This is a genomic window from Bacillus sp. ISL-55 (assembly GCF_018613155.1).
Classification (GTDB): domain Bacteria; phylum Bacillota; class Bacilli; order Bacillales; family Cytobacillaceae; genus Mesobacillus.
Window position 1 is genome coordinate 17712 of the sequence record NZ_JAGGQU010000023.1, and the last position, 24261, is coordinate 41972.

19 protein-coding genes are annotated in these 24261 nt (G+C 44.3%); 5 read left to right on the forward strand and 14 right to left on the reverse strand.

Going from position 1 to position 24261, the window contains the following annotated elements:
* The first annotated feature begins 327 nt into the window (after window positions 1–327).
* Both J7E32_RS12595 and J7E32_RS22910 read left to right on the forward strand, forming a co-directional pair.
* Window positions 328–3339, forward strand: coding sequence for an efflux RND transporter permease subunit (locus J7E32_RS12595; RefSeq protein ID WP_483297607.1), 3012 nt, complete (start codon window positions 328–330; stop codon window positions 3337–3339).
* A gap of 53 nt (window positions 3340–3392) precedes the next feature.
* The gene (locus J7E32_RS22910) at window positions 3393–3524 is read left to right on the forward strand and encodes a hypothetical protein (protein ID WP_286183135.1); all 132 of its coding nucleotides are present in this window, start codon (window positions 3393–3395) and stop codon (window positions 3522–3524) included.
* A gap of 154 nt (window positions 3525–3678) precedes the next feature.
* On the opposite strand, the gene J7E32_RS12600 is transcribed toward J7E32_RS22910, so the two are convergent.
* The 9 genes from J7E32_RS12600 to J7E32_RS12640 form a co-directional block, all read right to left on the reverse strand.
* The gene (locus J7E32_RS12600; protein WP_286183181.1) at window positions 3679–4602 is read right to left on the reverse strand and encodes an MBL fold metallo-hydrolase; all 924 of its coding nucleotides are present in this window, start codon (window positions 4600–4602) and stop codon (window positions 3679–3681) included.
* Window positions 4603–4815: 213 nt separating this feature from the next.
* Window positions 4816–5478: an oxidoreductase gene (locus tag J7E32_RS12605; protein ID WP_214907798.1), complete on the reverse strand. Its 663-nt coding sequence runs from the start codon at window positions 5476–5478 to the stop codon at window positions 4816–4818.
* 111 nt (window positions 5479–5589) lie between these two features.
* The gene (locus tag J7E32_RS12610; protein WP_214907800.1) at window positions 5590–7206 is read right to left on the reverse strand and encodes an FMN-binding glutamate synthase family protein; all 1617 of its coding nucleotides are present in this window, start codon (window positions 7204–7206) and stop codon (window positions 5590–5592) included.
* A gap of 15 nt (window positions 7207–7221) precedes the next feature.
* The gene (locus J7E32_RS12615; protein ID WP_214907802.1) at window positions 7222–7851 is read right to left on the reverse strand and encodes an NAD(P)H-binding protein; all 630 of its coding nucleotides are present in this window, start codon (window positions 7849–7851) and stop codon (window positions 7222–7224) included.
* Between the two features lie 67 nt (window positions 7852–7918).
* Window positions 7919–9994, reverse strand: coding sequence for a catalase (locus J7E32_RS12620; protein WP_214907804.1), 2076 nt, complete (start codon window positions 9992–9994; stop codon window positions 7919–7921).
* Window positions 9995–10147: 153 nt separating this feature from the next.
* Window positions 10148–10531 carry a hypothetical protein gene (locus J7E32_RS12625; protein WP_214907806.1) on the reverse strand — a complete coding sequence of 128 codons (384 nt, stop codon included), beginning with the start codon at window positions 10529–10531 and terminating at the stop codon, window positions 10148–10150.
* Window positions 10532–10948: 417 nt separating this feature from the next.
* Window positions 10949–11452, reverse strand: a complete 504-nt coding sequence (locus tag J7E32_RS12630; protein ID WP_214907808.1) for a ferritin — start codon at window positions 11450–11452, stop codon at window positions 10949–10951.
* A 182-nt stretch (window positions 11453–11634) separates the two neighbouring features.
* The gene (locus J7E32_RS12635; protein WP_214907810.1) at window positions 11635–13428 is read right to left on the reverse strand and encodes a YhgE/Pip domain-containing protein; all 1794 of its coding nucleotides are present in this window, start codon (window positions 13426–13428) and stop codon (window positions 11635–11637) included.
* Window positions 13425–15482, reverse strand: a complete 2058-nt coding sequence (locus J7E32_RS12640) for an efflux RND transporter permease subunit (RefSeq protein WP_214907812.1) — start codon at window positions 15480–15482, stop codon at window positions 13425–13427. The genes J7E32_RS12635 and J7E32_RS12640 overlap by 4 nt, the downstream gene beginning before the upstream one ends.
* A 268-nt stretch (window positions 15483–15750) precedes the next feature.
* Here J7E32_RS12640 and J7E32_RS12645 point away from each other — a divergent pair, with 268 nt between their 5' ends.
* Complete coding sequence (locus tag J7E32_RS12645; protein WP_353654047.1) at window positions 15751–16200, forward strand: TetR/AcrR family transcriptional regulator; 450 nt, start codon at window positions 15751–15753, stop codon at window positions 16198–16200.
* Between the two features lie 32 nt (window positions 16201–16232).
* Here the strand turns inward: J7E32_RS12645 and rlmD are convergent, their stop codons facing one another.
* The 3 genes from rlmD to pdaA form a co-directional block, all read right to left on the reverse strand.
* A complete protein-coding gene (gene rlmD, locus J7E32_RS12650; protein ID WP_214907814.1) occupies window positions 16233–17747 on the reverse strand; it encodes a 23S rRNA (uracil(1939)-C(5))-methyltransferase RlmD in 1515 nt (504 codons plus the stop codon).
* 15 nt (window positions 17748–17762) lie between these two features.
* Complete coding sequence (locus J7E32_RS12655; RefSeq protein WP_214907816.1) at window positions 17763–18623, reverse strand: DNA-3-methyladenine glycosylase family protein; 861 nt, start codon at window positions 18621–18623, stop codon at window positions 17763–17765.
* A 349-nt stretch (window positions 18624–18972) separates the two neighbouring features.
* Entirely contained in the window at window positions 18973–19782 is an 810-nt protein-coding gene (gene pdaA / locus J7E32_RS12660) for a delta-lactam-biosynthetic de-N-acetylase (RefSeq protein WP_214907818.1), read from the reverse strand.
* Between the two features lie 117 nt (window positions 19783–19899).
* Between pdaA and J7E32_RS12665 the strand changes: the two genes are divergently transcribed.
* Window positions 19900–20913, forward strand: coding sequence for a DUF3231 family protein (locus J7E32_RS12665; RefSeq protein WP_214907820.1), 1014 nt, complete (start codon window positions 19900–19902; stop codon window positions 20911–20913).
* A gap of 144 nt (window positions 20914–21057) precedes the next feature.
* Here the strand turns inward: J7E32_RS12665 and J7E32_RS12670 are convergent, their stop codons facing one another.
* Both J7E32_RS12670 and J7E32_RS12675 read right to left on the reverse strand, forming a co-directional pair.
* Window positions 21058–22611, reverse strand: a complete 1554-nt coding sequence (locus J7E32_RS12670) for a fumarate hydratase (RefSeq protein WP_286183145.1) — start codon at window positions 22609–22611, stop codon at window positions 21058–21060.
* Between the two features lie 552 nt (window positions 22612–23163).
* Window positions 23164–23349: an SE1561 family protein gene (locus J7E32_RS12675; protein WP_214907822.1), complete on the reverse strand. Its 186-nt coding sequence runs from the start codon at window positions 23347–23349 to the stop codon at window positions 23164–23166.
* A gap of 182 nt (window positions 23350–23531) precedes the next feature.
* Here J7E32_RS12675 and J7E32_RS12680 point away from each other — a divergent pair, with 182 nt between their 5' ends.
* Window positions 23532–24035, forward strand: a complete 504-nt coding sequence (locus tag J7E32_RS12680; RefSeq protein WP_214907824.1) for a DUF421 domain-containing protein — start codon at window positions 23532–23534, stop codon at window positions 24033–24035.
* Window positions 24036–24261: the final 226 nt, after the last annotated feature.

Sequence of the window (24261 nt, forward strand, 5' to 3'; positions counted from 1 at the left end):
ATTCCTTCTCAGCCTTCAGACCTATGTAAAAATCTGTCTCAGGATCATTATAGATTTCTATCTTGAGGGATAAAATGGAAATATCTTAAAGAAAATAGAAGATTCTTATTTTCAAACCCAGCTATACATTACCAATATAGGTATTTTTATATAAAAATAATTATAAATTTACAAAATTATAGTTATTTTTCCCTATAAAAATGTGTATAATCTGTCTTTGGGTGAATAAAATAGAAATTTTTTACATTCTTATTTCACGATAGTATTGGGGAGGATTTTATGAATTTGTTGAAATTTATTGTTCAGAAAAAAATCTTAGTCAGTTTGATGGTGGTATTAGTTTTATTGATTGGCAGCTTTTCAGTTTTGAAGCTGGATAAGGAGCTCTTTCCTTCCATCAAGATGGATGGTGCTTATGTAGAAATCTATGCTGGGGAGATGCCGGCAATTGAAGTGGAAAGAACCATCACTACTCCGCTTGAAAAAAAGATCCTCGGCATTGAAGGTGTAGAAGAAGTCCTTTCGACCAGCAACATCGGAAAAAGTTCCATGCAGCTTACGATTGAACGTGGCCGTGGAGAGGAAGTATTCAAAGAAGTCGAGTCAGTGGTGAATTTCACGACCTCCGATATGAGCGGTGTCAAAGACGTGATGACCGGACAATTCGGCACTAGCCAGGCGTACGACTTTTTCATGGATGTCTCCGGATCTGACATGGAGAAAATGACAGCCTTCGCTAAGAATACTCTTGAACCGAGGCTGGAGGCTCTTCCTGAAGTACATGATGTCTTGCTGTCAGGCAGCGTTGAAAAAGAAGTGACAGTTGAACTAAAGCGTGACGAACTTGTTAAAAACGAGCTTGATGCAGCACTGGTGATTGGGGCAATCCAGCAGGCAAACAATGAAGCAACCCTTGGCCAGCTTAACAATGAAACAAACTCTCCTTCCCTTAGATGGAATACACAGCTGGAATCTGTTGAGAATGTTAAAAACCTTCAGATCCCGTCGGCGAACGGTTTTATTAAATTATCCGAAATTGCAAACGTAAAATTACAGCCACTGGAAAGTTCCTCATTCGTCTGGAAAAATGGCTCGAAGGACTTCATTTTTGTCCAGGTAGGCAGAGTAGCCGATGCCACTCAAATCGAGATGGCAGAAGCTGTGCGTGAAGAAATCAAACAAATTCGCGAAGAAGGCTTGGTCAGCGGCGTCGAATTGAATGAAATGGTCGCCCAGGCGGACTATGTCAAGGACTCGATTGATGGAGTGACGAGCAATATCCTGATTGGAGCTGCTATTGCAGTTGCCATCCTGATGCTGTTCTTGAAAAATATCCGCGCTACATTGATCGTCGGATTATCTATTCCAACATCGGTACTGCTCACTTTCACTTCAATGTGGGTTTTTGGTTACAGCTTCAATATGCTCACCCTTATTGGTCTCGGACTCGGAATCGGGATGATGGTCGATTCATCAATCGTTATTCTTGAATCCATTTACCGTAAAAAAGAGCTAGGTTTAAAGAGTCTGGATGCTGTCATTAAAGGAACCCAGGAAGTAGCCACAGCGGTTCTGGCTTCGATGCTCACGACAATTGTCGTGTTTGTGCCGATTGGTTTGCTTGGCGGAGAGATGGGATCATTCATGATTATCCTTTCCGTTGTCGTCGCAATCACTCTCATTAGTTCTGTGATTGTTTCTTTCACTCTCATTCCTTCTCTATCCGAGAAGTTCCTGAAGCTGAAAAAGAAAGAAAAGAACAATAAGGAAGGCCGGCTTATACGCGGATACAGCAAAATGATTTCCTGGACAATCAAGAAAAAGCGCCACAGCTTTGCTGTCATTGGCCTGTTCTTCCTGATGCTCATCGGATCCCTTATGCTGGTGACAAAAATTCCAATGACTATCATGCCTGACATGATGAACCGTTATGCGGAGCTCATGGTCACCGTCGAACCGGGGCTCAGCCTGGAAGAGAAGCAGGAAATCGTAACTGAAATGAACAAAGCACTAGACGAGGTTAAAGATGTTGAATCTAACTATGTAATGGATAATGGCAACATGCTGTACACCATCATCAATATGACAAAAGGTGATGAAATTACAAGAGAACAAAAAGACGTGAATGAAGAGATTCTTAAGTCATTAAGAGGTCTAGAGGAAAAGGTTCCTTTGAAGAGCGCTGCAGCAGCTATGTCTGGAGGAGGTGGCTCCCCTGTTCAAATAAATATCTCAGGTGAAAGCTTTGATGAACTCAACACAATCGCTGATGGATTTATAGAAGAGCTTAAGTCAATTGAAGGAATTGTCGCGGTCGAAAACTCGATTGAAAGGACTTCTGTTGAACAAGTCGTCCAACTGAAAGAGTCTGAAATTGAAAAAGCAGGATTGTCACAGCCGCAGATCAAGCAATTCATCGAGCAGGCCTTTTTACAGATGCCTGTGGGTGAACTAAAAATCAATGAGGAAAACGTTCCGTTAAAAGTGAAGTGGGATGAAGAGATGAACACCAAAACCGCTTTGCTCGACCTGAAAGTCCCAACTCCTTCAGGTGAGAAAAAGCTATCTGAGTTCATCTCATTGAAGAGTGTCGAAAATCCAAACGAAATCTCGCATAAGGATGGCGAACGATATATCTCGATTTCGGCAGATATTGAAGGCAAAGACCTTGGTACCATCAACCGTGAAGTCCAAAAGCTAATGGACAAATATGATGTACCAGAAGGCTACAGCATTGCACCTGGAGGAGATCTTGAGCAGCAACAGGAAATGGTTCAGGATATGGTACTGATCCTGGCAATTTCCATCTTCCTTGTCTACCTGGTCATGGCCGTCCAGTTTAACCACCTTGGCCACCCGCTGATTGTAATGTCGGTCATTCCGATGACCATCGTCGGCGTCATACTTGGATTATTCCTGACACAGCAGGAATTAAGCATCATGTCAGGCATGGGCATTATCATGCTGATCGGTATCGTTTTGAATAACGCAATTTTACTGATTGATCGCACAAACCAGCTGCGCAACGAAGGCTACACTGTTCAGGAAGCACTTGTTGAAGCAGGCAAAAACCGCATCCGGCCAATTCTGATGACAACATTGACAACTGTTGGCGGCATGCTTCCATTAGCAATGGCTACAGGAGGATCAGGAAACTACCAGGCGCCAATGGCAACAGCGATCATTGCCGGACTGAGCTTTGCGACGCTGATCACCTTGCTGCTGATCCCAGCTGTATACCGCATCTTCACAAGAAGCGCTGTAAAGCGTAGTTGGTTCAGCAGAAAAGCAAAGAAAAGCAAGAAATCCATCTCCCCTGTTCCAGAGGTATTGAGCTGATCAAAAAGCGCAAGCGCCTCGTTCAGCCCCGACAAGCGCTGGAGAGCCGCCCAATGAAGTCGTTCTTTGACTTCAATGGGCGGATTGAAGCGACTCGAGGGGCTAGGCGCTGGAGCTGGATTAAGAAAACTACATGCAGTTATCCACACCTAAATAATTTTATAATTTCCTTAACAAAAACATAAACGAGGCAAAACGATTTTCATATCGTTTTGCCTCGTTTTTTTAGTATGTCTAAGCGACCTTACCTTTGTCGATATCACTCTGTCTTTGGGACATGAAATAACCTAATAAAAACTAAGCGCCGGTTAGGGATGCGAAGACTTTCCTGGTTGGCCCTTATTTATTTCGCACTTCATTCATCCGCCACCAGGCTGACTTTGGATAATCATCAAGACTAACCGTAAAAGTCTCACCAATTCTTGGCGTGACAATATCAACTCCTGATTCTTCTGCTGCACGGACTGCCCTCTCAACCGGATCATGCCAGGCATGAAGCGACAAAGTGAACGCTCCCCAATGTACAGGAACAAGCAGCTTCCCCTTTACATCTTGATGTGCCTGAACTGTTTCTTCAGGCAGCATATGAAGCGCTGCCCAGCGTGCATCATACTGTCCGCATTCCATCAGGGTTAAATCGAATGGGCCATATTTTTCTCCGATTTCTTTAAAGTGCCGCCCATATCCTCCATCGCCGCTGAAAAAGATTTTTGTCTGCTGGCCAATGATCACCCAGGAGCACCAAAGGGTAGCATTCCGGTCGGTGATACCACGGCCAGAAAAATGGCGGGCCGGCGTACAAGTGAGTTGGAGTCCATCGAATGAAAGTTCATCCCACCAGTCATACTCCTGGATCATTTCAGGGGAAATTCCCCATCGCTGTAAATGCGCCCCTACTCCAAGTGGAGCAATAAAGTTCTTCACCTTGCCCTTTAACTTCATGATCGAACCATAATCCAGATGATCATAATGGTCATGTGAAAGTACAACCGCATCTACAACGGGAAGTTCTTCTATCTTAAAAGGCAGCTCCCTGCTGTATCGCTGGTTTCTTATCGGGAACGGAGTGGGCGCTTTTCCGAACATCGGATCGAATAAAATGGCTTTCCCCTCTATCTCAAGCAGGAAGGCTGAGTGTCCAAACCAGGTGACCTTCGTTGCTGAATCTTTTTGTAATGGCTGTGTGAATGTTGCCATCGGAAGTGGTGCTTCCGGCCTTCTCTCAGGATTTCCTTTTAAAAAGTCCTTCATCATCGACATCATCGAACTGAAGCTCGTATCCCATGAAGTTTCAACCTGATTGGCAAACTTTCCGTTCCGATATTGCGGAGACTTCGCGTATATGGATTTTCTTTTTTCAGTATGCTTGCCGCCAAAAGCCGGATAGTAATTCAGGATCGCATAGGTTGCAATGACAATTACAGCTATGATTACTAGTATGTTTAACATGATCTCTACCTCATTAGCGCTGATTGATCATCGGCCCATTTCCTGGATTTTTTCAGAAAGATATACGGTAAGTCCCGGTGCATCCTTCTGGGCTGCATGATACATGGCCGAAGCAACTGTTCTTCCTTCAATCGCTTTATATTTCTTAAAAGGTCCCCAAAAGAGAAAAGGCATTTTTGTAAAAATTGCTGCAGCTGCTCTTTCGCCCATTCTGAACTCATCCCGCTCCCCCAATAACAATGATGGGCGGAAGATTGCTGTAGTTTTAAATGGAATTTGCTTGATTTCTTCCTCAAGCTGCCCTTTCATTTTTGAGTAAAAGATTGGGGAGTCAGGATTCGCATTCATCGAGCTGACAAGCAAAAACTTCCTGGCTCCATTAGAACTGGCCAATTTGGCAATTCCAACAGGATAGTCTACATCTACCTTCCACATCGCTTCCTTCGTTTCGGCCTTTTTGATCGTTGTCCCCAGTGCGCAGAAAACATCATCAACAGAAAAAACCTCTTTGTCTTGTTCCAGTTGATCAAAATTAACGATTCTTTCATCCAGCTTAGGATGCTCTATCCCAATAGGTCTTCTCACAATCGAAACAACTTTATCGTATTCATTCGCATTTAATAAAAACTGCAAAAGTTCTTTTCCAATCAATCCAGTCGCACCGGCAATCAAAGCTGTTTTACCCGCCAAGTGAGTAACCCCCTAATTTTTAGCATGATACTTCATTATTCCACAATTTTGCTGATTAGAAAATTTTAACCGTAAAACAGCCAGCCCGCAATTGGACTGGCTTCTGTGATTCTAGTTTATTTTTCTTTCCTTTTGTAACTGAGTCCTTCTTGCAGCAATGATCAAATCTTCTACCGGTGATACACGTCCGAGTTCATCTTTATGGACAATGTGCTTCCGTTCAAATTGCGTGGGGCTGTCGATACCGGCTGCAGCTGCCAGATTGTACAGCCCTTCACGCAAGGAAATGATATAGTTGGCAGCCCGGTACATCTTCTCATCAACGACCAGCCCGTCCTGAAGCTTTTTATCAGTGGTCGCTACACCAGCAGGGCATGTATTCGAATGGCATACCTGAGCCATGATGCAGCCGACGCTGATCATCATGCCGCGGGCGATATTCACAAGGTCCGCCCCCATAGCCAGGGCGATGGCGATTTTATCAGGAGTGATCAGTTTTCCCGATGCAATCAGCTTCACTCTATCTCTGATTCCGTACTGGCGAAGCATTTCATCCACTACCGGAAGCGCTGAATTAATTGGAAGACCAACCGTGTCCGCCAGCTCCTGGTAGGTTGCCCCCGTACCGCCTTCGCCTCCATCTACTGTTATGAAATCGGGGCCTTTCCCGCTTTCTTTCATATAATAAATCATGTTTTCAAGGGCATCCATATCACCGACGACAATCTTGATACCAACCGGCTTCCCACCAACTGATCGCAGCTCCTCAATCCAATCAAACAAGGAAGGGACATCGCTGAACTCATAGAATCTGTTCGGACTGTTAATTGTCTTTCCGACTTCAACAAGACGAATCTTAGCGATTTCTTCGGTTACCTTTTCACCTTCAACATGGCCTCCACGCGTTTTCGCCCCCTGAGCTAGCTTGATTTCAAAAGCTTTTACCTGGGGCATCTCACTCTTCTTCTTGAACTCTTCCCAGGAGAATTCACCGTTTGGCTTACGGACACCAAACATATCCGGTCCAATTTGCATCATGATATCCGGATTGCCAGCGAGATGATGTTCAGACAGCCCGCCTTCACCTGAATTCATCCACGCTCCACCCGCCAGCCCCAGACCTTTCGACATCGCCTGAATAGCTTTTTCACCAAGTGCGCCATAGCTCATTGCCGACTGGCCTACCTGCCCTTTCACACGAAAAGGATAGCGGCAGGTATGCTCGCCAAGCACGACGGCATCGTCATCCTGTAAATAATATGGATCTGCCAGTTTTTCCTCGTTATGCTCTTTCCTTGTAAAAAGACCCTCGCCATCAATTTTGTATACTCTTGTTTTTATTTTTTCTGCGTTATCGACTTTCATTTCATCAGTCAATTTAGGAAAAAGTGTATTTCTGATATAAAAGCCTTCAGCCTCAAAATCCTTTAATGACCCAAAACCTATTAATCTTTCCTTATATTTACCCGCCTTGACGACATCCTGGTATTCCTTGCGTGAAAAAGGCTTCCCTTCATTGTCAGCGTTAAACAAATATTGTCTTAGCTCCGGTCCGATATGCTCTGTAAAATAACGAACCTTTCCAAGCACGGGAAAATTCCTTAAAATTGAATGCTGCTGCTGGTTATCATCTTTAATATATAAATAGATAAGTAATAGGACCGGCACCATGATAATCAAAGCAATGAAGATAAACAGGCCGACCACTAGATAATCCGTCAATCCCATTAAAATCCTCCTTTCCTATAATGAAGATAAAGCTTTTGTTATAACTGTATCTCCTTCTGCCACTTCGAAAGTCTTGTTAAAAGCTGCCTCGTTTTCGAGCAACATGACCAGCACCTCCGCCAGGTCCTCGTGCGAAATTTCAAGCTCATTCGAATCCAGCGTTTCACTTGCAGATATTTTTCCATTACCAGGTTTGTCTGTGAATGCTCCTGGCTGCACGATGGTATAGGTTAAATTTGATTGCCGCAGTAACTCATCGGGCATCTCTTTTGCGCCAATATTCCTGCTGTCATCGCCTGCCTCTTCATTCGCCATAACCGCGCTCAACATCACAAAACGCTTGACGCCCTGTCTTTCTGCTTCCTTCACTGTCTCGATCACTGATTGATGATCAACCATTACTGTCCTGCCAGTTTTGGCCTTTGGATTAATGCCAGTTAAATAAATCGCGGCATTATATCCATGGAATAAAGTCGGCAGGATGCTCTCTTCATATAGAACTACTTCTGTAGCTCCTCTCTTTTTCAGCAGATCGATCTGATTCTCATCACTGACGACTGCACAGGATGTATATCCATTTTCCATCAGCTTGCTGACAACAAACTCCCCGACGCTGCTCTGAGCCCCAATTACAATTACCTTCATTACATTCCCTCCTTTGTAAAAAAGAGAAACAGATTCACTCCGTTTCTCTTTTTTTATCATTCTATAATTAAACCATCCGATTCCAGTGGCGGTGTTCGGCGATTGCCTTGATGAATTTCTGGCTGTCGCCAGTCACTTCTTTGCTGTTTTCAAACACAACAACACCTGGCACATCCTCTGGCGTTATGCCTGCTGCAGCCAATAATTCTGCTGCTTCTTTTCCCGCACCAACTGCTTTCAAATGGCTGAATGCCTCGTCGACAAAGTAGACTGCTTCTTTTTTCTGCTTCAGGCTTTCCACGCTTTGCTGTCCGCCGGCAATATATAATGCGTCAAACAAGACAGAGCTGCCGGTCAGCAAGGTATGCTGTACTTCAAGCTCAGTTCCATCATCACCCTTGATCAATCCTAGCTGCTTGCTGACGATTTCAGCGGTGATGCCGCTCTTTTTCAGCATGTCCATCAAACCGGAAACTTCCGCTCCATTGAAGCCATTGTCAGCAAGGATGGCGACCTTTCTTGTATTCGGCAGCTTCGCTGTATTCATCTGGCTCAATGCTGGCGAAGTCATGGTCACTTCTGCCGGTTTAGTTGTCGGCTTTTTAGCGCCTAAGCTTTCGGCTACTTGCTCAGCAAGGAAGATATCAATATTACCAAGCATCTCAACAACCTGCTGCTGCACATCCTTACTCTTCACTTTACCAAGCTCAAAACTGAAGGCCTGAATCATATGCTGCTTTTCCACATCGGACATGCTGTTCCAGAAAAGGATAGCCTGGGAATAATGGTCATTGAAGCTGTCACTGCGTGCTTGTACCTTTCTGCCTTCGACTTTTTCCTGATGGTGCTCATACCCGCCTTCGCTAGCAGAAGCAGGTTTTGGATCATTATTTTGCATAGAGTTCTGGTGATAAGCAACCTGCCCACGGTCAATCGTCATCCGATGCATCCCATCTCGCTGGTTATTATGGAACGGGCATACGGGTCTGTTGATTGGAATCTCATGAAAGTTCGGTCCGCCCAAACGTGACAGTTGGGTATCGGTATAAGAGAACAAACGCCCTTGTAGGAGCGGATCATTTGAAAAATCGATTCCCGGCACAACGTGTCCAGGATGGAATGCTACCTGTTCTGTCTCCGCAAAGTAATTAGTTACATTCTGGTTCAGCGTCATTTTACCAATGATTTTGACTGGTACCAATTCCTCCGGCCAGACTTTTGTAGGGTCCAAAACATCGAAATCGAATTTGAATTCATCTTCCTCGTCAATCATCTGTACGCCGAGTTCATATTCAGGAAAGTTCCCCATTTCAATCGCATCAAAAAGGTCTCGGCGATGGAAATCCGGATCCTTCCCGGCAAGCTTTTGCGCCTCATCCCAAACTAACGAATGTACCCCAAGTACTGGTTTCCAGTGGAATTTTATAAATCGGGCCTTGCCCTGTTCATTGACAAACCTGAATGTGTGCACGCCAAAGCCTTCCATCATCCTGAAGCTGCGCGGAATAGCCCGGTCTGAGATATGCCACATGATCATGTGGGCAGACTCCGTATTATTCGCAATAAAATCCCAGAATGTATCGTGTGCTGACTGTGCCTGCGGGATTTCATTATGCGGCTCAGGCTTGACTGCATGGATCAAATCAGGGAATTTGATCGCGTCCTGGATGAAGAAAACGGGGATGTTGTTACCGACCAGATCGTAATTCCCCTCTTCTGTATAAAATTTAGTCGAAAAACCGCGGACATCACGAACAGTATCACCCGAACCACGGGAACCCGCTACCGTTGAAAAACGTACAAAGACCGGCGTCTTTTTGCCTGGGTCCTGCAGGAATCCTGCTTTCGTATATTCCGCCATTGGCTCGTATACCTGGAAATGACCATGCGCCGCAAAACCCCTAGCATGCACAACACGCTCTGGAATTCGCTCATGATCAAAGTGGGTCATCTTTTCACGAAAATGGAAATCCTCCATCAAGGTAGGACCACGGACTCCGGCTTTCAAGGAATGCTCATCATCTGTTACGCGCAGCCCCTGGTTCGTTGTCAGCGCCTCCCCATCATGTCCAGACCTGAATTGTTCAAGCTGTTGATCCTTGGAATTCTCGTTCACAGATCGATTCTTCTCGTCTTTATTCATCGGTTATTCCTCCCGTTCTGGATGTGGGAACATGTGGACTTCTATGTAATCGCTCTCAAGCTGCCCTTTAATCTGCCAACACACACCATGCCCCTATATGGTCGTATACCACAAGCGAAAGCCCGCTAAACGAATAGTTAGCGGGCTTTCTTTTTATAAATTTTCATTCAAGTATTCCTTCGCTTCCTCTGGTGAGACGAAGGGTTTTACCAGAGTGATCTGTGTGCTGTCATTCGCGACCGCAAGGAATCCATCAGCCACCTGGATAATATCGGCAGACGCATTTTCTTGTCCGTCAATTTTGACAGTATCAGCAATTGTCGCCTGTCCTTTATCAACCCATGACTGGACCTCAACTGCATATGCCTCATAATCCATTCCTTCATAGAACCTTTCCTGCAAGTAATCCGTTGTCACCGGATCCTCCTCTGTCTTCACTTCCGTATCCGGCGGGCCCTCCTGGCCGACGTTACTATCATCAGCACTGCATCCGGCAAGAATCCCAGCCGCCGCTAAAGATATCAGTAGTTTTTTCATAAGATCCTCCTTGTCTTAAGATTCTCTTACAATACTCATACCCCATTAAGCTAGCGGAAAAAGTTATTCAAGGTATTTGGATGGAATTGGCAAACTTGCAGTTGTCACCTCTAACGGGTATTAAAGCACTTCCAACCAGGAATCACTCACCCCAACTGTAGATAAAACTCCTGCAACTGGTAATAAATCCATCCCAACTGGAGATATATTCGCTCTAATCGGAGATATATTTATTCCGACTGGAGATATATTAGCTGCAACCGGGATTTTAATCCCCGCTGCCAGGAATACACTCTCTGGCGACTTTAATATATTCCAAAAAGATGATGCCCTCGGTTATTTTCTTATAAAAAACCTGTTTTTAAAAAAATAAAAAACAGGATTCCTCCCTGGGAATCCTGCTGTACAGTTCTATTATCACACTGGTGCAGTGAATGAACGCTGTGAGAGTTCGTTTTCGAGCATGAAGAATGCGTTGCTGTCCTTGTCAATGCGGCGCAGTTTTTGGATCAGGCTGTCAAACAGGGCTTCTTCTTCAACCTGTTCTTCAATGAACCATTTCAGGAATGTCATCGTTGCGTGTTCTCGCTCATCAAGTGCGATATCCGCAAGATTATAGATGCGGCGCGTCACTTCCTTCTCATGTCCAAGTCCTTTTTCAAAAACATCCAGAACAGACTCGAAGTCGTTTGATGGAGCGTGGAATCCATCGAATGTCACGCGCTCACCCATATCATTAATGAAATTGTAAAATTTCATCGCATGGAAGCGTTCTTCCTCAGCTTGTACCAAAAAGAAATTCGCAAACCCATCTAGATTTTCCGCAGAGCAATACGCAGCCATCGCCATGTACGCATGTGCAGAATAAAACTCATAATTCATTTGTTCGACCAAACCATTTACCAACTTATCGCTGATCATTGTATTCCTCCTCAATCCATGCAGCTTTTGTCTTTTTACGCTAACATATTTATTTTGCCTTCCTTATCGAATTTTACCCTTTTACACTCTTTAAAACCATTGTTTCACGATAATCCTTTTTTAAAAATAAAAATGACAGTCCTGAAGCCCATCGTTAGGTCTCCTGAACTGTCCCTATCTCGTTAAAATAGCTCTAATAGAAGATCCCAAAAGCCTTTCTTTTTCTCAGGCTTTGCTTTCTTTGTCTCATGCTCTTCTTTTTCAATTGCTTCTGTTTTGATCACGAATTGTACGGAGGTCACTTTCTCGTTTTTAGCTGAAACAAAGGAAACAGGTTCAAAGTCTGATTTGTCGTACTCCTTGATCATCTCATTGATTTCCTGCTGCATTTGCTCAGGCAGATTCTTCGTTTCCTGATGCAATTCACTTGTTCCGTTGTAGAGTTCACCGACTCCTTTATTTAAGTCGCTCGTTCCGCCTGCCAATCCGGAAAGTCCTGAATGCAGCTGCGAATAGGAAGAAGCTAACTCACTTACTCCTTTTGTATAGCTTACCAATCCGGAATGGAACTGTCCGTAATTGGAAGACAATGACGTGAGACCTTTCTGCAGTTCGCCAAGTGCACCCATATCCATATTATCGAGGGAAGCGGATAGTTCATTGGCGATTGCTGTTAGATTCCCACTCATTTCTTTTACAGAACCGCTGACCTGATTCAAAGTTGGCTCCACAGCCGCAAATGCTTCCTGTACATTGGCATATGTCACTTTCACTTCTTGAGCAGCACCGTAGGTCTCCAACAGTTTATTGACTACAGTATCATTCGCTCCGCTGCTTTTCAATTCAGCAATCTCTTCGTTTGAAAGCTGATGAGCGGGGATCTTCTTGATCGCTCCATCCAAAGCTCCATATGCCATCGCGTAATTATCACGCAAGGTGGTCAGCCCATCTGCTGCCTGATTCAATCCATTTGCCAGCTGTGTCAACCCGCCAGGCAGTTCACTGAGGCTCGTCATATCCATCTGGGCCGAATCCCCGGATAATGATACGCTTATTTTTTTCAATGCATCGCCAATAGATTGGGATGCCCCTGTTAATTCAGCCGAGGAACCGGAAAGCTGGCTGATACCGTTCTTATATTGTCCAGAACCATCACGAAGGCTTGCTGCTCCATTGTTCAATTGGGACACACCTTTTTTCAAGTCAGCCACACCACTATTCAATTCACTGATTGCATCTGACAATGCCGACATGTCATCCGTCATGTTCTCCATTTCCGAAGTATCGATCGGAAGAGTGGAAGGAACCGCTGCTATGTCGATGCCGCTGAATTCAAAATCCTCCACGTCGGCTTCAACACTAAAACCTTCCTCCTGCCCAGGCATGACGGTAAAAGTAATCTGCTTGTTTTTCCCGGCATTTGCAACCATGCCGCCATCAGCTTCTATATTTTGATAGCTATTTGAGAGTTGCAAGGAGATTTGCAGCAGGTAGTTCTCAAAATAAACGCTTTCTGCCTTTTCATTGGCAGCAGTATTGAACTTAATTTCTACATGTCCTTCTTTTCCCGCAAGCTCAGACGCATCAACCTCACGTCCATCAAGCAAGTAGGAAATCTCAATATCCCATGGCAATTCTGTATTGTCCTCCATATTTCCCTGATAATAAAACTTTCCTTCCGGAGCATGTATTTGGACAGCCTGACTGTTCTGATCAAGTTCGGATAGATCGGTCAGGTTCTTGACGCTGCTGTAATTCCCATAATCGACTATTTCTCCTGCCTTCGCTACCTCCAAAGTATTGACAACAAATATGTCCTCGAGTTCTCCATTAGATTTTAATGTAGCGTATACGACTTCATCCTTAGAGGTGATTTTCCCTTCAGCTTCTGCAGCAGCACCATAACTAAGAAATGAAGGCAAGAAGATCATCAATCCGAGCGCAGCAAACAATATACTTTTTGTTCTCATCATCATTTCTCCTCGTAAAAATTTGCTTTATAGGTCGTCTTTTTAATGAATTTATCGAATACAAGCAGCATAGCCGGCAATAAGAACACAACCATCACAAAGGCAAGCAATGCACCCCTGCCTAATAATAAGCCGATGGATCCAACAATTGGGTTGGAAGACGTCATCCATAGAATAAATCCGACACTCGATAATATCGCTGCAGATATCGAGATGGAGAACGTTTTTTCATCCAATGTTTTTATGATTGCCTTTTTAGCGGACATTTCCTGGCGGTTGTGCTGATAAGCTTCGGTCAGCAAAATCGCATAGTCCACGGTTGCTGCCAGCTGTACGGTACTGATGATTAAGTATCCGACAAATACAAGCGATGAACTTGTAAAATACGGAATCGACAGATTGATCCAGACCGCTGATTGAATCGTAATCAGTAGTACCAGCGGAATCGAAATCGATTTAAAGGTTGCAAGCAGGACAATCGCAATCGTTACGACCGTCAACACATTCACGACGAGATTATCCTTGTTGACGACATTCTTGATATCATACAGTGTTACACTCTCTCCCAAGCTCATTGCCTGATCACCGTAATATTCTGCCGCCGCAGATTCTACCTTTTGGACAATCGAAAAAGGAATATCCCCTTCAGTGCCCTGATTTGTATTAATGATAATCCGGCTGTAATTTTCGGAATAAAACTCGTTAGTAAGTGATTCATCCAGATACTCAGGAGGGATGACCGAGCCAACCATATTCACATAGGCAATCACGCTTGTGACGTAATCAAGGTTCTCAAGCTCCTCGACAAGCTCCGTTTCTTTTGCCCGATCTCCTTTCGGGACCAATAGGACAATCGGAGTCGTTTCCCCAAACTCTTTCTTAATCTCTGTAAAATCACTGCCGGCTCGCGTTGTTTCCGGTTGTTCTCCAAGCCCATACGTAAATGCTGTATTGCTTTGGGCCAAAAAGCTGGGAACAAGAATGGCAAAAACAAGCAGCAGGCTTGGGATTTTCAATTTGACGACAAAGCTGCCGATTCCCGTAAAACTCGGTACGAAGCTTTTATGCTGCGTTTTGTCCATCCATTTATAGAAGAGTAAAGTAAGAGCCGGTAAAAACACCATGACACTAATGAAGCTCAAAACGATACCTTTTACCAGGTTGATGCCAAGGTCTGAGCCGATTTCGAATTTCATGAATGTCAATGCAATGAATCCGAAAAAGGTTGTTGCCGCACTGGCGGTAATCGCCGGGAATGACTTTTTCATCGCAAGCTGCATTGCTTCTTCTGGTTTATTCGTTTTCTTTCGATAATCAGAGAAACTGTGCAGCAGGAATACGGCATAATCAAGCGAAACCGCCAGCTGCAGAATCGGGGCTACTGACTGGGTGACGAAGGAAACTTCACCGATAAAAATATTCGTTCCGAGATTGATCAGGACCGAAACGCCGATCGCCGTCAGGAAAAATAACGGTTCCACCCATGAAGTCGTGGAGACGACTAGAATGAATATAATAATTGGTACGAGCAAAATGGCGGCATACATAGATTCAGTTCCAGCCATTTTTTGCGAAGAGGCAGTATTGATGGCTTCTCCAGCAATCGCTCCTTCTTCACCAATCAATTCGTAAATAGCATCGGTAATACCAACCTCATCACCTGAGCGGACACTTATTGAGAACAAGGCGTTCCCATCTTTGTAGTAATTTTCTACCGTCTCTTTATCTGCCATTTCGAGAGGGGTTTTCAAATCCACCACATCATCGAGCCAAATGACCTCTCCAACACCGTCAATGGCTGACAATTTCTCTTTTAAGCTGAGGGCTTCCTGCAAGCTTATGTCCTTTACCATTACCCTTGTATCTGGTACCTCTGCAGTGAACTCCTTCTCCATGATTTCCATTGCCCTTGTAGACTGGGCATCCTCTGGCAGATAATCCACCATATTATAATTGACCGACACAAAAAATTGCGCTACCGTCGAGATGAGCGTAAATAATACAAACGCAATCACAACAGCTCTCTTATGTTTTATGACTTTTTCAGCAATGCTTTTCATCCTTCAACCTCACTTGAGTCTTTTGCCATTTCACTTTATCATTATATAAACACGGTGTTGTCTATTCAACAAACAGTTGTGTACATAACGTTTGATTCACAACAGAAAACTATTATATGTTGGTTAACTCACTATTTTACAGATAAAGGAAGTGTGTTGAGCAATGGATCGGCGAAAAAAGTATACAAAGATGGTTTTAAAGGAAAGTCTGATGGAATTATTGAAAAATAAGCCCATTTCAAACATTACGATATAAGAAGTTTGTGAGTTGGCAGACATTAATCGTTCCACATTTTACTCTCATTATTCCAGTCAATATGACCTGCTGAATGCAATTGAGGAAGAATTCATTGAAGACATGGTTTCAACACTTAACCAGTACAATTTTTCAAAAGAAGAAGAAGCTTTATTGATGACAGAGAAGATTCTTGAGTATATTGCAAAGAAACCCGACGTATGCCAAACTCTTCTAAGCGAAAATAGCGATGTCCACTTTCAGAAGAAAGGGATGATGATCACCCAGGAATACATTTTTAAAAACTGGCTTTCTGAAAAACAGTTCGATACTGAAACGTTTGATTATATAAATATTTTTGTTGTCAGCGGCAGTATTTATGTCATTAAAAATTGGGTGGAAAACGGGATGGATAAAACACCTAAGGAAATGGCTCAAATTATTAACAACTTCATTAATAAAGGTTTATCGAATATACGTTAAAGCGCCAGCCCCAATCAGGGCCGGCGCTTTCATTATTTGAGTACCAGTCTCGTGACACTCTCAATCTGTGAAGTGTGCGGGAACATGTCCACAGGCTGGATATATTCAACTTTGTATTGGGAGCCCAGTGTCGTGATATCCTTAGCAAGCGTTGACGGGTTGCAGGATACATACACAAAGGTTCTCGGCTTGATTTTCAACACTGTATTCAGGAATTCCTGGTCACAGCCGGTACGAGGCGGATCTACCACAATCACATCCGGGCGCCAGCCTTCCTTCAGCCATTTCGGAAGCAGTTCTTCGGCTTTACCCATATAGAACCTGGCATGATTGACTTCGTGTTTTAGGGCATTTTTCTTTGCATCCTCGATCGATTCCGGAATGACATCCATTCCGCGAACCTCGCCAGCCTTGTCGGCCATCCACAGTCCGATTGTCCCAACACCGCAATACGCATCAACAAGCTTTTCCTTGCCTGTCAGCATAGCGGCTGATTTCGCTTCGTTGTACAGTTTTACAGTCTGTTCAGGGTTCAGCTGGAAGAACGTCCGCGCCGATAATTCGAACTGCAGATCGCCAAGTGTTTCCTGGATAAAATCGCTGCCCTCTAACGTAGCGGTTTCGCTGCCAAAAATGACCGATGTTTTTTCTCCGTTTACGTTTTGGACGATCGAATTAACCTCAGGCAGACGCTTCTTAATTTCCTGGATGACGATGTCCTTTTTCGGAAGCTCCTTCTTGGTCGTAATCAGGACAATTTGCAGCTCGCCAGTCTGGACCCCAGTCCTCGCCACGATTGTCCGCACGAGTCCTTTGTGCTTTTTCTCATTGTAAATCGGAATCTTCAAATCCTGAAGAATGCCTTTTACCACTTCGGTCGCTTTCGTCGTAGCCGGATGCTGGACCGCGCACTGCTCGATATTGATCAAGTTGTGGGAATTCAAGCCGTATAGGCCGGCCAGAACTTTTCCATCCTTCTCGCCAACCTGGAATTGGCTCTTGTTCCGGTAGCCCCATGGATTTTCCATCCCAATCGTCGGCCTGATCTCTAGGGCATCGATCTTCAGCTTTGTATGACGCTCCAATGCCTGGATGACAATGTCGCGTTTCTCATTGAGCTGCTGATCGTAGTGCAAATGCTGGAGCTGGCAGCCGCCGCACTGGTCGTATACAGGACATAGCGGCTTGATCCGATGCTCTGATTGTTTACGGATTTTCTTGATTTTCGCCTCAGCAAACTTAGGATGGACCTTTGTTGCCTCCGCGACGATTTCCTCACCCGGCAGGGCACCCGGCACAAACACGACCTGTCGCTTGAAATAGCCGACACCTTCACCATTGATGCCAAGCCGCTTGATTGTCAGCGGGAAGGTCTGCTTCAGCTCCAGCTTCGCAGTTTGCTGGTCTCTGTTCGATTGCTGGCTTTTTTTATTATACTGACCCTTGCTTACATGCTGTCCAGTTTTCTTATGCTGATCCTTACTTACCTGCTGGCCTTTATCCTGATTGAATTTCTGATTTCTTTGGGTTTGCTGCTCTTTTTTCATAAAACTTCACTCCAATTATTCAATGCTTCTCCATAAATAGAGCGAAGCATAGCTTAAATAAGGATTCCATGGTTCTTTATACTTTTCCATCTGTGCTGGAGTCGGTTTTTCATCCAGGTTAAAGTATTTCTTCAGCGCATTTTGGATGCCAATATCCCCCATCGGGAACAGATTCGGCCTTCCAAGTGCGAACATCAGGAAGTTTTCAACCGTCCACGGACCAACTCCCCGGATTTTGATCAATTCCTGGGCAACTTCTGCATCAGGCTTTGATTTCATTTTTTCAAAATCAAGGTGTTTCGATGCTGCCAGTTCCGCGATTCCAATCACATACTCTGCCTTCCGTCCGCTGAATTGCAATTCACGCAGTTCTTCAACCGAAAGCTGCGCCACTTTTTCAGGCGACGGATAAAACCAAACGCCATCCAGCTCCTCGCCATATGTTTTTACAAAGCGTTCTGTTAAAGTAAAAGCGAATTTAAGATTGACCTGTTGATGGATAATGCTCTTGAGCAAACTCGAGAACGGATCAAATTCCAGGACGAGCGGAGTACCGTAATGTTCATTGAACAAGTTTTTTAACTCAGTCGTCTGGAAATGCTCATGGATATGGATCAACTTCACATTCCATTGAAAGATCTCAGTTAAACGCTTTAACGTCACTTCTTTATCGGCTTCAGCACGGATAAGGAATTCTGGGTTTTCCAGAGAACCGGTCCCGATGACCTCAGCGACGATTTTTTTATTTTTTAATACAAGCGGCACCCTCACCAGACGTTTTTCGATATCAACTGAATGCAAAGGATCAAGCGCAAGCCTGCTTAAAGCAAGTTCAAAATCATATGGCCCGGAAACAGCCACCTTTTCTTCCCACATACACAAACCGCCCTTAAGTATTTTCCCCGTATTATAGCATTTCCGAGGATTTTATACGAAATATTGTGGCTGTACCAAAGAAAAGGTGTATTTATCTAGTTTAATTTTTTCAAAAATGGGGGGGGGAGTCATTTTTATAGCGAAAATATCTTTTTTATAGCGAAAAATAAAATATTATAGCGATAATTTCATTTTTATAGCGAAAATTAAATTTTTATAGCGAAATATTCATTTTTATAGCGAATTGGAAATTATCGTGGTTTTTTTCCAATTCAGACTGAGACCCCACGCGTGGATCATCCAATAAAGACAAGGTCCCGGCACAAGTATGAGTACCGGGACCCCCCTATCAATACAACATCGGGTCTTTCATTCCGCTCTTGCTAAGCATCAAATCATCAAGGCTTTTAAAATTGTAGCCTTGTTCTTTCAAATCCCTGATTACTTTTCCCAGTGCGTCTGCGTTGTCCTTTGATACGGTGTGAAGCAGCAGGACTGCACCCGGGTGGATTTGCGACGTAATTTTATCATATGAATATTGCGCGCCTTTTTGCTGGTCAGTATTCCAGTCTACAAACGCGAGTGACCAGAATACATGGGTATATCCGGCTTCCTTCGCCGCTGCCATCGTTCTTTCGCTGAAAATCCCGCGCGGCGGCCGCAAATACGTCATATGCTTTTTCCCGGTGATTCTTTCTGTTTCAGCTCTGACCATTTCCAGTTCCTTTTTGATTTTCTCATCGCTAATTTTCGTCATGTCTGGGTGGTGCCATGAATGATTGCCGATGATATGGCCTTCGTTTGCCATCCTGGCGACCAGCTCCGGAGCGCTTTCGAGATAATGTCCTGTCACAAAAAAAGCCGCGGGAACTTTTTCTTCTTTTAAAATATCCAGGATTTTCTCGGTATAACCATTTTCGTAACCATTATCGAACGTTAAGTAGATATCCTTCGAATTCTTGTCACCTTTATAAACTGCTTCATGGTCCTCAAGGATGACCTCAAACATCCTGCCTGCATCTGCCTGCCTGCCGTTGCGGCCCTTCTTGAACCCCCAGTGCATTGGTGAGTTTGAGTTCTCCTCCGCACCCGTTGTCACCGGCAAGGTAATCAAGAGCAGCAGCGCAGACGTAAGCAATACTTTAACAATCGTCTTCATGATGTGCCTCCATTGATGTTTTTCCTTATTGTTTGTCAGTCGGTAAAAAAAATTCTTATAAGTATATTTCATTTTGAGAAGCTAATAGTAAAAATACCAAACACTAAGGAGAACATTATGTCGGAAGAACAAAAAATCGATTGGACGTCCGGGGAAATCGGCAACCTGTGGAATATATACATGGCTAACTCGATGGCTGTATGTATGTTCAAACATTTTCTATTGAACGTGGATGATGCGGAGATAAAAGACTGTCTAGTAACTGCGGACCAATTGAGCAGGGATATTCTCACAAAATTGAAGGAGCTCTTTCAAGATGAAGGAATGGCTGTCCCTTTGGGATTTTCATTGGAGATGGATGTGAATGCGGATGCGCCCAGGTTCTTTTCGGACAGCTTTTACCTGAACTATCTTGATATGATGGCAAAATACGGTGCTCTTTATTATAGTGTAGCTTTGCCTGGTTTCTCGAAGATGGACCTGCGCCATTCCATCACAGATTTCCATATTTCCAGCCTAAACCTTTCCAATAAGGTAACAGAAATGATGCTGGAAAAAGGGTTGCATGTAAGGGCTCCGTCCATCCCCACAATGAAAGAGGCTTCCTTTGTTGAAAAGCAAAGCTTTTTTAATGGCTACTTTGGCGATAAAAGACCGCTATCTGCTATGGAAATCACTCATTTGTTCCTGAATATCCAGGTGAATGCAATCAAGACCATTCTGGTCATGGGGTTCAGCCAGGTTGCAAAGAATGAAGATGTAAGGAATTATTTCTTGCGCGGAAAAAAAATCAATATCAAACAGCACAACACACTTTCCCAGATCATGTACAAAGAAGACCTGCCTGTTTCAATCCCAAGCCAGTTCATGATTACCGAATCGACTGAAGCTCCGTACTCAGATAAGCTAATGCTCTTCCATATTTCAAACCTGTCCTCAGCAAAGGTGCGAAACTTCGGTGATTCTATGGCAGTAAGTCCAAGGCATGATCTAGGGGCAACATATGCAAGATTCTTATTGGAGACAGCAAATTTCGCGGAAGATGGCGGGAATATCCAAATCGAAAATGAATGGATGGAAAGGCAGCCAAGCAATGTAGATCGTAACCAACTGGCCAAAGAGAAGAAATAGAAATGCTGAGGCGCTTTTGCCCTGACCGATGACGATGTCGGTGCCGGAGTCCAGTCAGCCGGGATGACACTAAACAAACATCTTACACAAGCTAGGCAATGTAAAAGGAGACTCTCTTAAAAAGCGAGTCTCCTTTCATTCGTTTTATTTATATACTCGATCAGCGAACTGTGACAATTTTTCAAGGGATGATTTTTCAACATCCTCGTGCAGGCTGTTTCCGTGTGAGTCCATCGTTACAACGGCTGTAAAGCCTTCTACGTTTAAGTGCCACATTGCTTCCGGGATACCGAAATTCATAAGGTCAACGCCCTCTACGGATTTGATGCAGTCAGCATAGTACTGAGCAGCTCCGCCAATTGCGTTCAGGTAAACACCGCCATGTTCTTTCAAAGCAGCAAGCGTCTTTGCTCCCATTCCGCCTTTGCCGATGACCGCGCGGATGCCGAACTTCTTCATAATATCTCCCTGGTAAGGTTCTTCACGAATACTTGTTGTCGGTCCTGCCGCCTTCACATGCCAGTTGCCTTCCTCATCCTTGAGCATAACTGGACCGCAATGGTAGATGACCTGGCCATTCAGGTCAACAGGCGAATCATGGTCTGACAGATACTTATGGATTGCGTCTCGGCCGGTATACATCATTCCGTCGATTTTTACGACATCCCCCACCTTAAGCTGGCGGATTTGCTCTTCTGTAATTGGGGCAGTCAATGTAACAACATTTTGTTCTTCCGGTGCTTCAACTGCTGCGGCGATTTCCTGGACTGCAGGCTGTGCGAAGTCGATTTTCTCGCCCTCCTGGTACATCCATTCCTGGATTTCTCCACTTTCGGGATCCACCGCTACACCTAGACGGCGATATGCCCAGCAATTGTATGCTACAGATACGTAGAAGCTAGCAGGAATACGATTCATGACACCAACTTTGCAGCCAAGAAGGGTTGTTTCGCCGCCAAAGCCCATCGTTCCGATTCCAAGCTTGTTGGCATTTTCCATTACATATTCTTCAAGGTCGCGAAGGTCTTCATGCGGATTGACATCGTCAACCGTACGGAACAACTGCTCTTTCGCAAGGTCGTAACCGGAAGAACGGTCGCCGCCAATACCAACACCGATGAAACCGGCACTGCAGCCTTGTCCCTGTGCCTGGTAGACCGAGTGCATGATGCATTTACGGATGCCATCCAGGTCACGGCCAGCGCGTCCTAGTCCTTCTAGCTCAGCTGGAAGGCTATACTGGATATTTTTATTTTCACAGCCGCCGCCCTTTAAAATCAAGCGTGCGTCGATATAATCTTTTTCCCATTGCTCGAATTTTATGACAGGAGTTCCACCGCCAAGATTGTCGCCGCTATTTTCCCCTGTCAGTGAATCAACGGAGTTTGGACGCAATTTCCCATCCTTCGTAGCCAGCGCAATAGCATTGTAAATCGCTTTTTTCATTTCAATCTGATTGGCACCAACTGGAGTTTTGATTTTGAAGGTTGGCAGGCCCGTATCCTGGCAGATTGGTGATACATTGTCATCAGCCATTTTAATATTATTCGTGATCGTATCAAGGCTCATCGCCGAACGGGTTCCCGCGTTCTCGCGCTCAGCCGCCGCTTTAATTGCCCTTCGTACATCCTTCGGCAGGTTCGTGGATGTTTCAACAATCAGCTGGTACATGCTTTCCTGAAACTTTTCGATATTCATCTGACTACCCCTCTCCCCTTGTCTTTCTAGCTCTTTATATGTGAAAATTTTATAACAATTTCTCCGATATCATTATACTCCTATCATCTTTCGATTTAAAGACAGAAAGTGGAATCGTTTACAAATCTGAAATGCGCAAGCGCCTTGTCCAGCCCCGACAAGCGTTGGAGGGCCGACCATTGAAGTCGTTCTTTGACTTCATTGGGCGGACCGAAACGATCGAGGGGCTAGGCGCTGGAGCTGGACAAAGAAAAGCGGAGGCGATTGCCCAACTCCGACAAGCGTTGCCCGCCTAAAAACGCCACGTCCTGTGGCTGGCGGGTCTAGCACATCGTGTGCCTCGGAGGGCCTGGCAGTGAAGTCGTTCTTTGACTTCATTGACAGGACCGAAATCGAAAAGTATANNTTCGGAGTTTCTAGGAGGCGACACTAGACAAACGTCTCGAGGAGTTAGGAGCCGCAGCTAGACAAAGAAAAGCGCAAGCGTCTTGGTCAGCCCCCCCGACAAGTATTATTGAACACAAAAAAAAGACCTCATCAAAAAGGTCTTTTTTACAAATCGCGATGCTTGAATTCGCGGCATTTTGCGTCCATTTCTTCGACGATCTGGATCATTCGGTCAATATCTTCAAGGTCCGCTTCTACCGGATCAATTGCTTCAAGCAACTCAGCGAACATATCCAAACGCTGTTTCAGAAATACAACCTGCGTATTTTTATCATTTATCGAACTTCCCAAAATTCTCGCTCCTTTCAGTACCTTTAACATCCTACCTAAAAATGGGGAATTATGCAATATCACGTCATATCGTTACTGAATGGCCTTAAAGATAAGGAGTAACACATCTATTGGATAGTATTCCCCTTTCTCCATATGTTTGCCCATGCTTTTTTAGGAAAAAACATATATGAGGTGATCATATGCTCTTTAATTCCTGGGATGCGGTATGGCGGACACTGATTGTCGGTGTGCTTGCTTATTCCTCTCTTGTTTTATTGCTGCGAGTTTCCGGCAAAAGAACGTTATCCAAAATGAATGCTTTCGACTTAATCGTAACAGTCGCGCTAGGTTCAACCTTAGCAACCATCCTCTTGAATAAAAATGTGGCTCTCGTTGAAGGAATCTCCGCCTTCTTCATCCTAATTGCCCTTCAGTATTTGGTAGCATGGCTGTCCATCCGATCAGATGGTTTCAAGAAGCTAATCAAATCAGATCCGAAATTGATTTTTTATCAAGGGAAATATTTAAAAGAAAATATAGTAAAAGAGCGTGTTTTGGAAGTTGAAATTCTCCAGGCAGCACGTTCAAGCGGCATCAGCTCGATGGAACAGGTGGAAGCTGTCGTTCTAGAAACTGATGGAAGCATTTCCGTCATAAAAAAATCAGATTCGAAGACCAACACCCTGGAAAATGTTAATAAATAAAGGCTCTTTTCTCAAACTTTGCTACTATTGAACACCAAATTGGATTGAATAGCTGTAATTCTTCGTAAAAGTAGACGCTCTTTATGAGAAAAGAGCAATCAAACTATATACCGACCGCCAAAACAGGTATATATTACGTTAAAATCGGCTTTAGGATTTTAACAAAAATCTTTACGAAAACAGCCTAAATAAAAGAAGCAGGCTGAATTATTACCAGCCTGCTTCT

Excerpts from the sequence above, each read along its gene's own strand:
- J7E32_RS12630 (WP_214907808.1), bottom strand. The coding sequence starts at position 11,452 with ATGATCAGCGATAAGTTGGTAAATGGTTTGGTCGAACAAATGAATTAT.
- J7E32_RS12595 (WP_483297607.1), top strand. The coding sequence starts at position 328 with ATGGTGGTATTAGTTTTATTGATTGGCAGCTTTTCAGTTTTGAAGCTG.
- J7E32_RS22910 (WP_286183135.1), top strand. The coding sequence starts at position 3,393 with ATGAAGTCGTTCTTTGACTTCAATGGGCGGATTGAAGCGACTCGAGGG.
- J7E32_RS12625 (WP_214907806.1), bottom strand. The coding sequence starts at position 10,531 with ATGAAAAAACTACTGATATCTTTAGCGGCGGCTGGGATTCTTGCCGGA.
- J7E32_RS12635 (WP_214907810.1), bottom strand. The coding sequence starts at position 13,428 with ATGATGATGAGAACAAAAAGTATATTGTTTGCTGCGCTCGGATTGATG.
- J7E32_RS12670 (WP_286183145.1), bottom strand. The coding sequence starts at position 22,611 with ATGAATATCGAAAAGTTTCAGGAAAGCATGTACCAGCTGATTGTTGAA.
- J7E32_RS12680 (WP_214907824.1), top strand. The coding sequence starts at position 23,532 with ATGCTCTTTAATTCCTGGGATGCGGTATGGCGGACACTGATTGTCGGT.
- J7E32_RS12620 (WP_214907804.1), bottom strand. The coding sequence starts at position 9,994 with ATGAATAAAGACGAGAAGAATCGATCTGTGAACGAGAATTCCAAGGAT.
- J7E32_RS12615 (WP_214907802.1), bottom strand. The coding sequence starts at position 7,851 with ATGAAGGTAATTGTAATTGGGGCTCAGAGCAGCGTCGGGGAGTTTGTT.
- pdaA (WP_214907818.1), bottom strand. The coding sequence starts at position 19,782 with ATGAAGACGATTGTTAAAGTATTGCTTACGTCTGCGCTGCTGCTCTTG.
- J7E32_RS12600 (WP_286183181.1), bottom strand. The coding sequence starts at position 4,602 with ATGATGTCGATGATGAAGGACTTTTTAAAAGGAAATCCTGAGAGAAGG.
- J7E32_RS12640 (WP_214907812.1), bottom strand. The coding sequence starts at position 15,482 with ATGAAAAGCATTGCTGAAAAAGTCATAAAACATAAGAGAGCTGTTGTG.
- J7E32_RS12610 (WP_214907800.1), bottom strand. The coding sequence starts at position 7,206 with ATGGGATTGACGGATTATCTAGTGGTCGGCCTGTTTATCTTCATTGCT.
- rlmD (WP_214907814.1), bottom strand. The coding sequence starts at position 17,747 with ATGAAAAAAGAGCAGCAAACCCAAAGAAATCAGAAATTCAATCAGGAT.
- J7E32_RS12665 (WP_214907820.1), top strand. The coding sequence starts at position 19,900 with ATGTCGGAAGAACAAAAAATCGATTGGACGTCCGGGGAAATCGGCAAC.
- J7E32_RS12655 (WP_214907816.1), bottom strand. The coding sequence starts at position 18,623 with ATGTGGGAAGAAAAGGTGGCTGTTTCCGGGCCATATGATTTTGAACTT.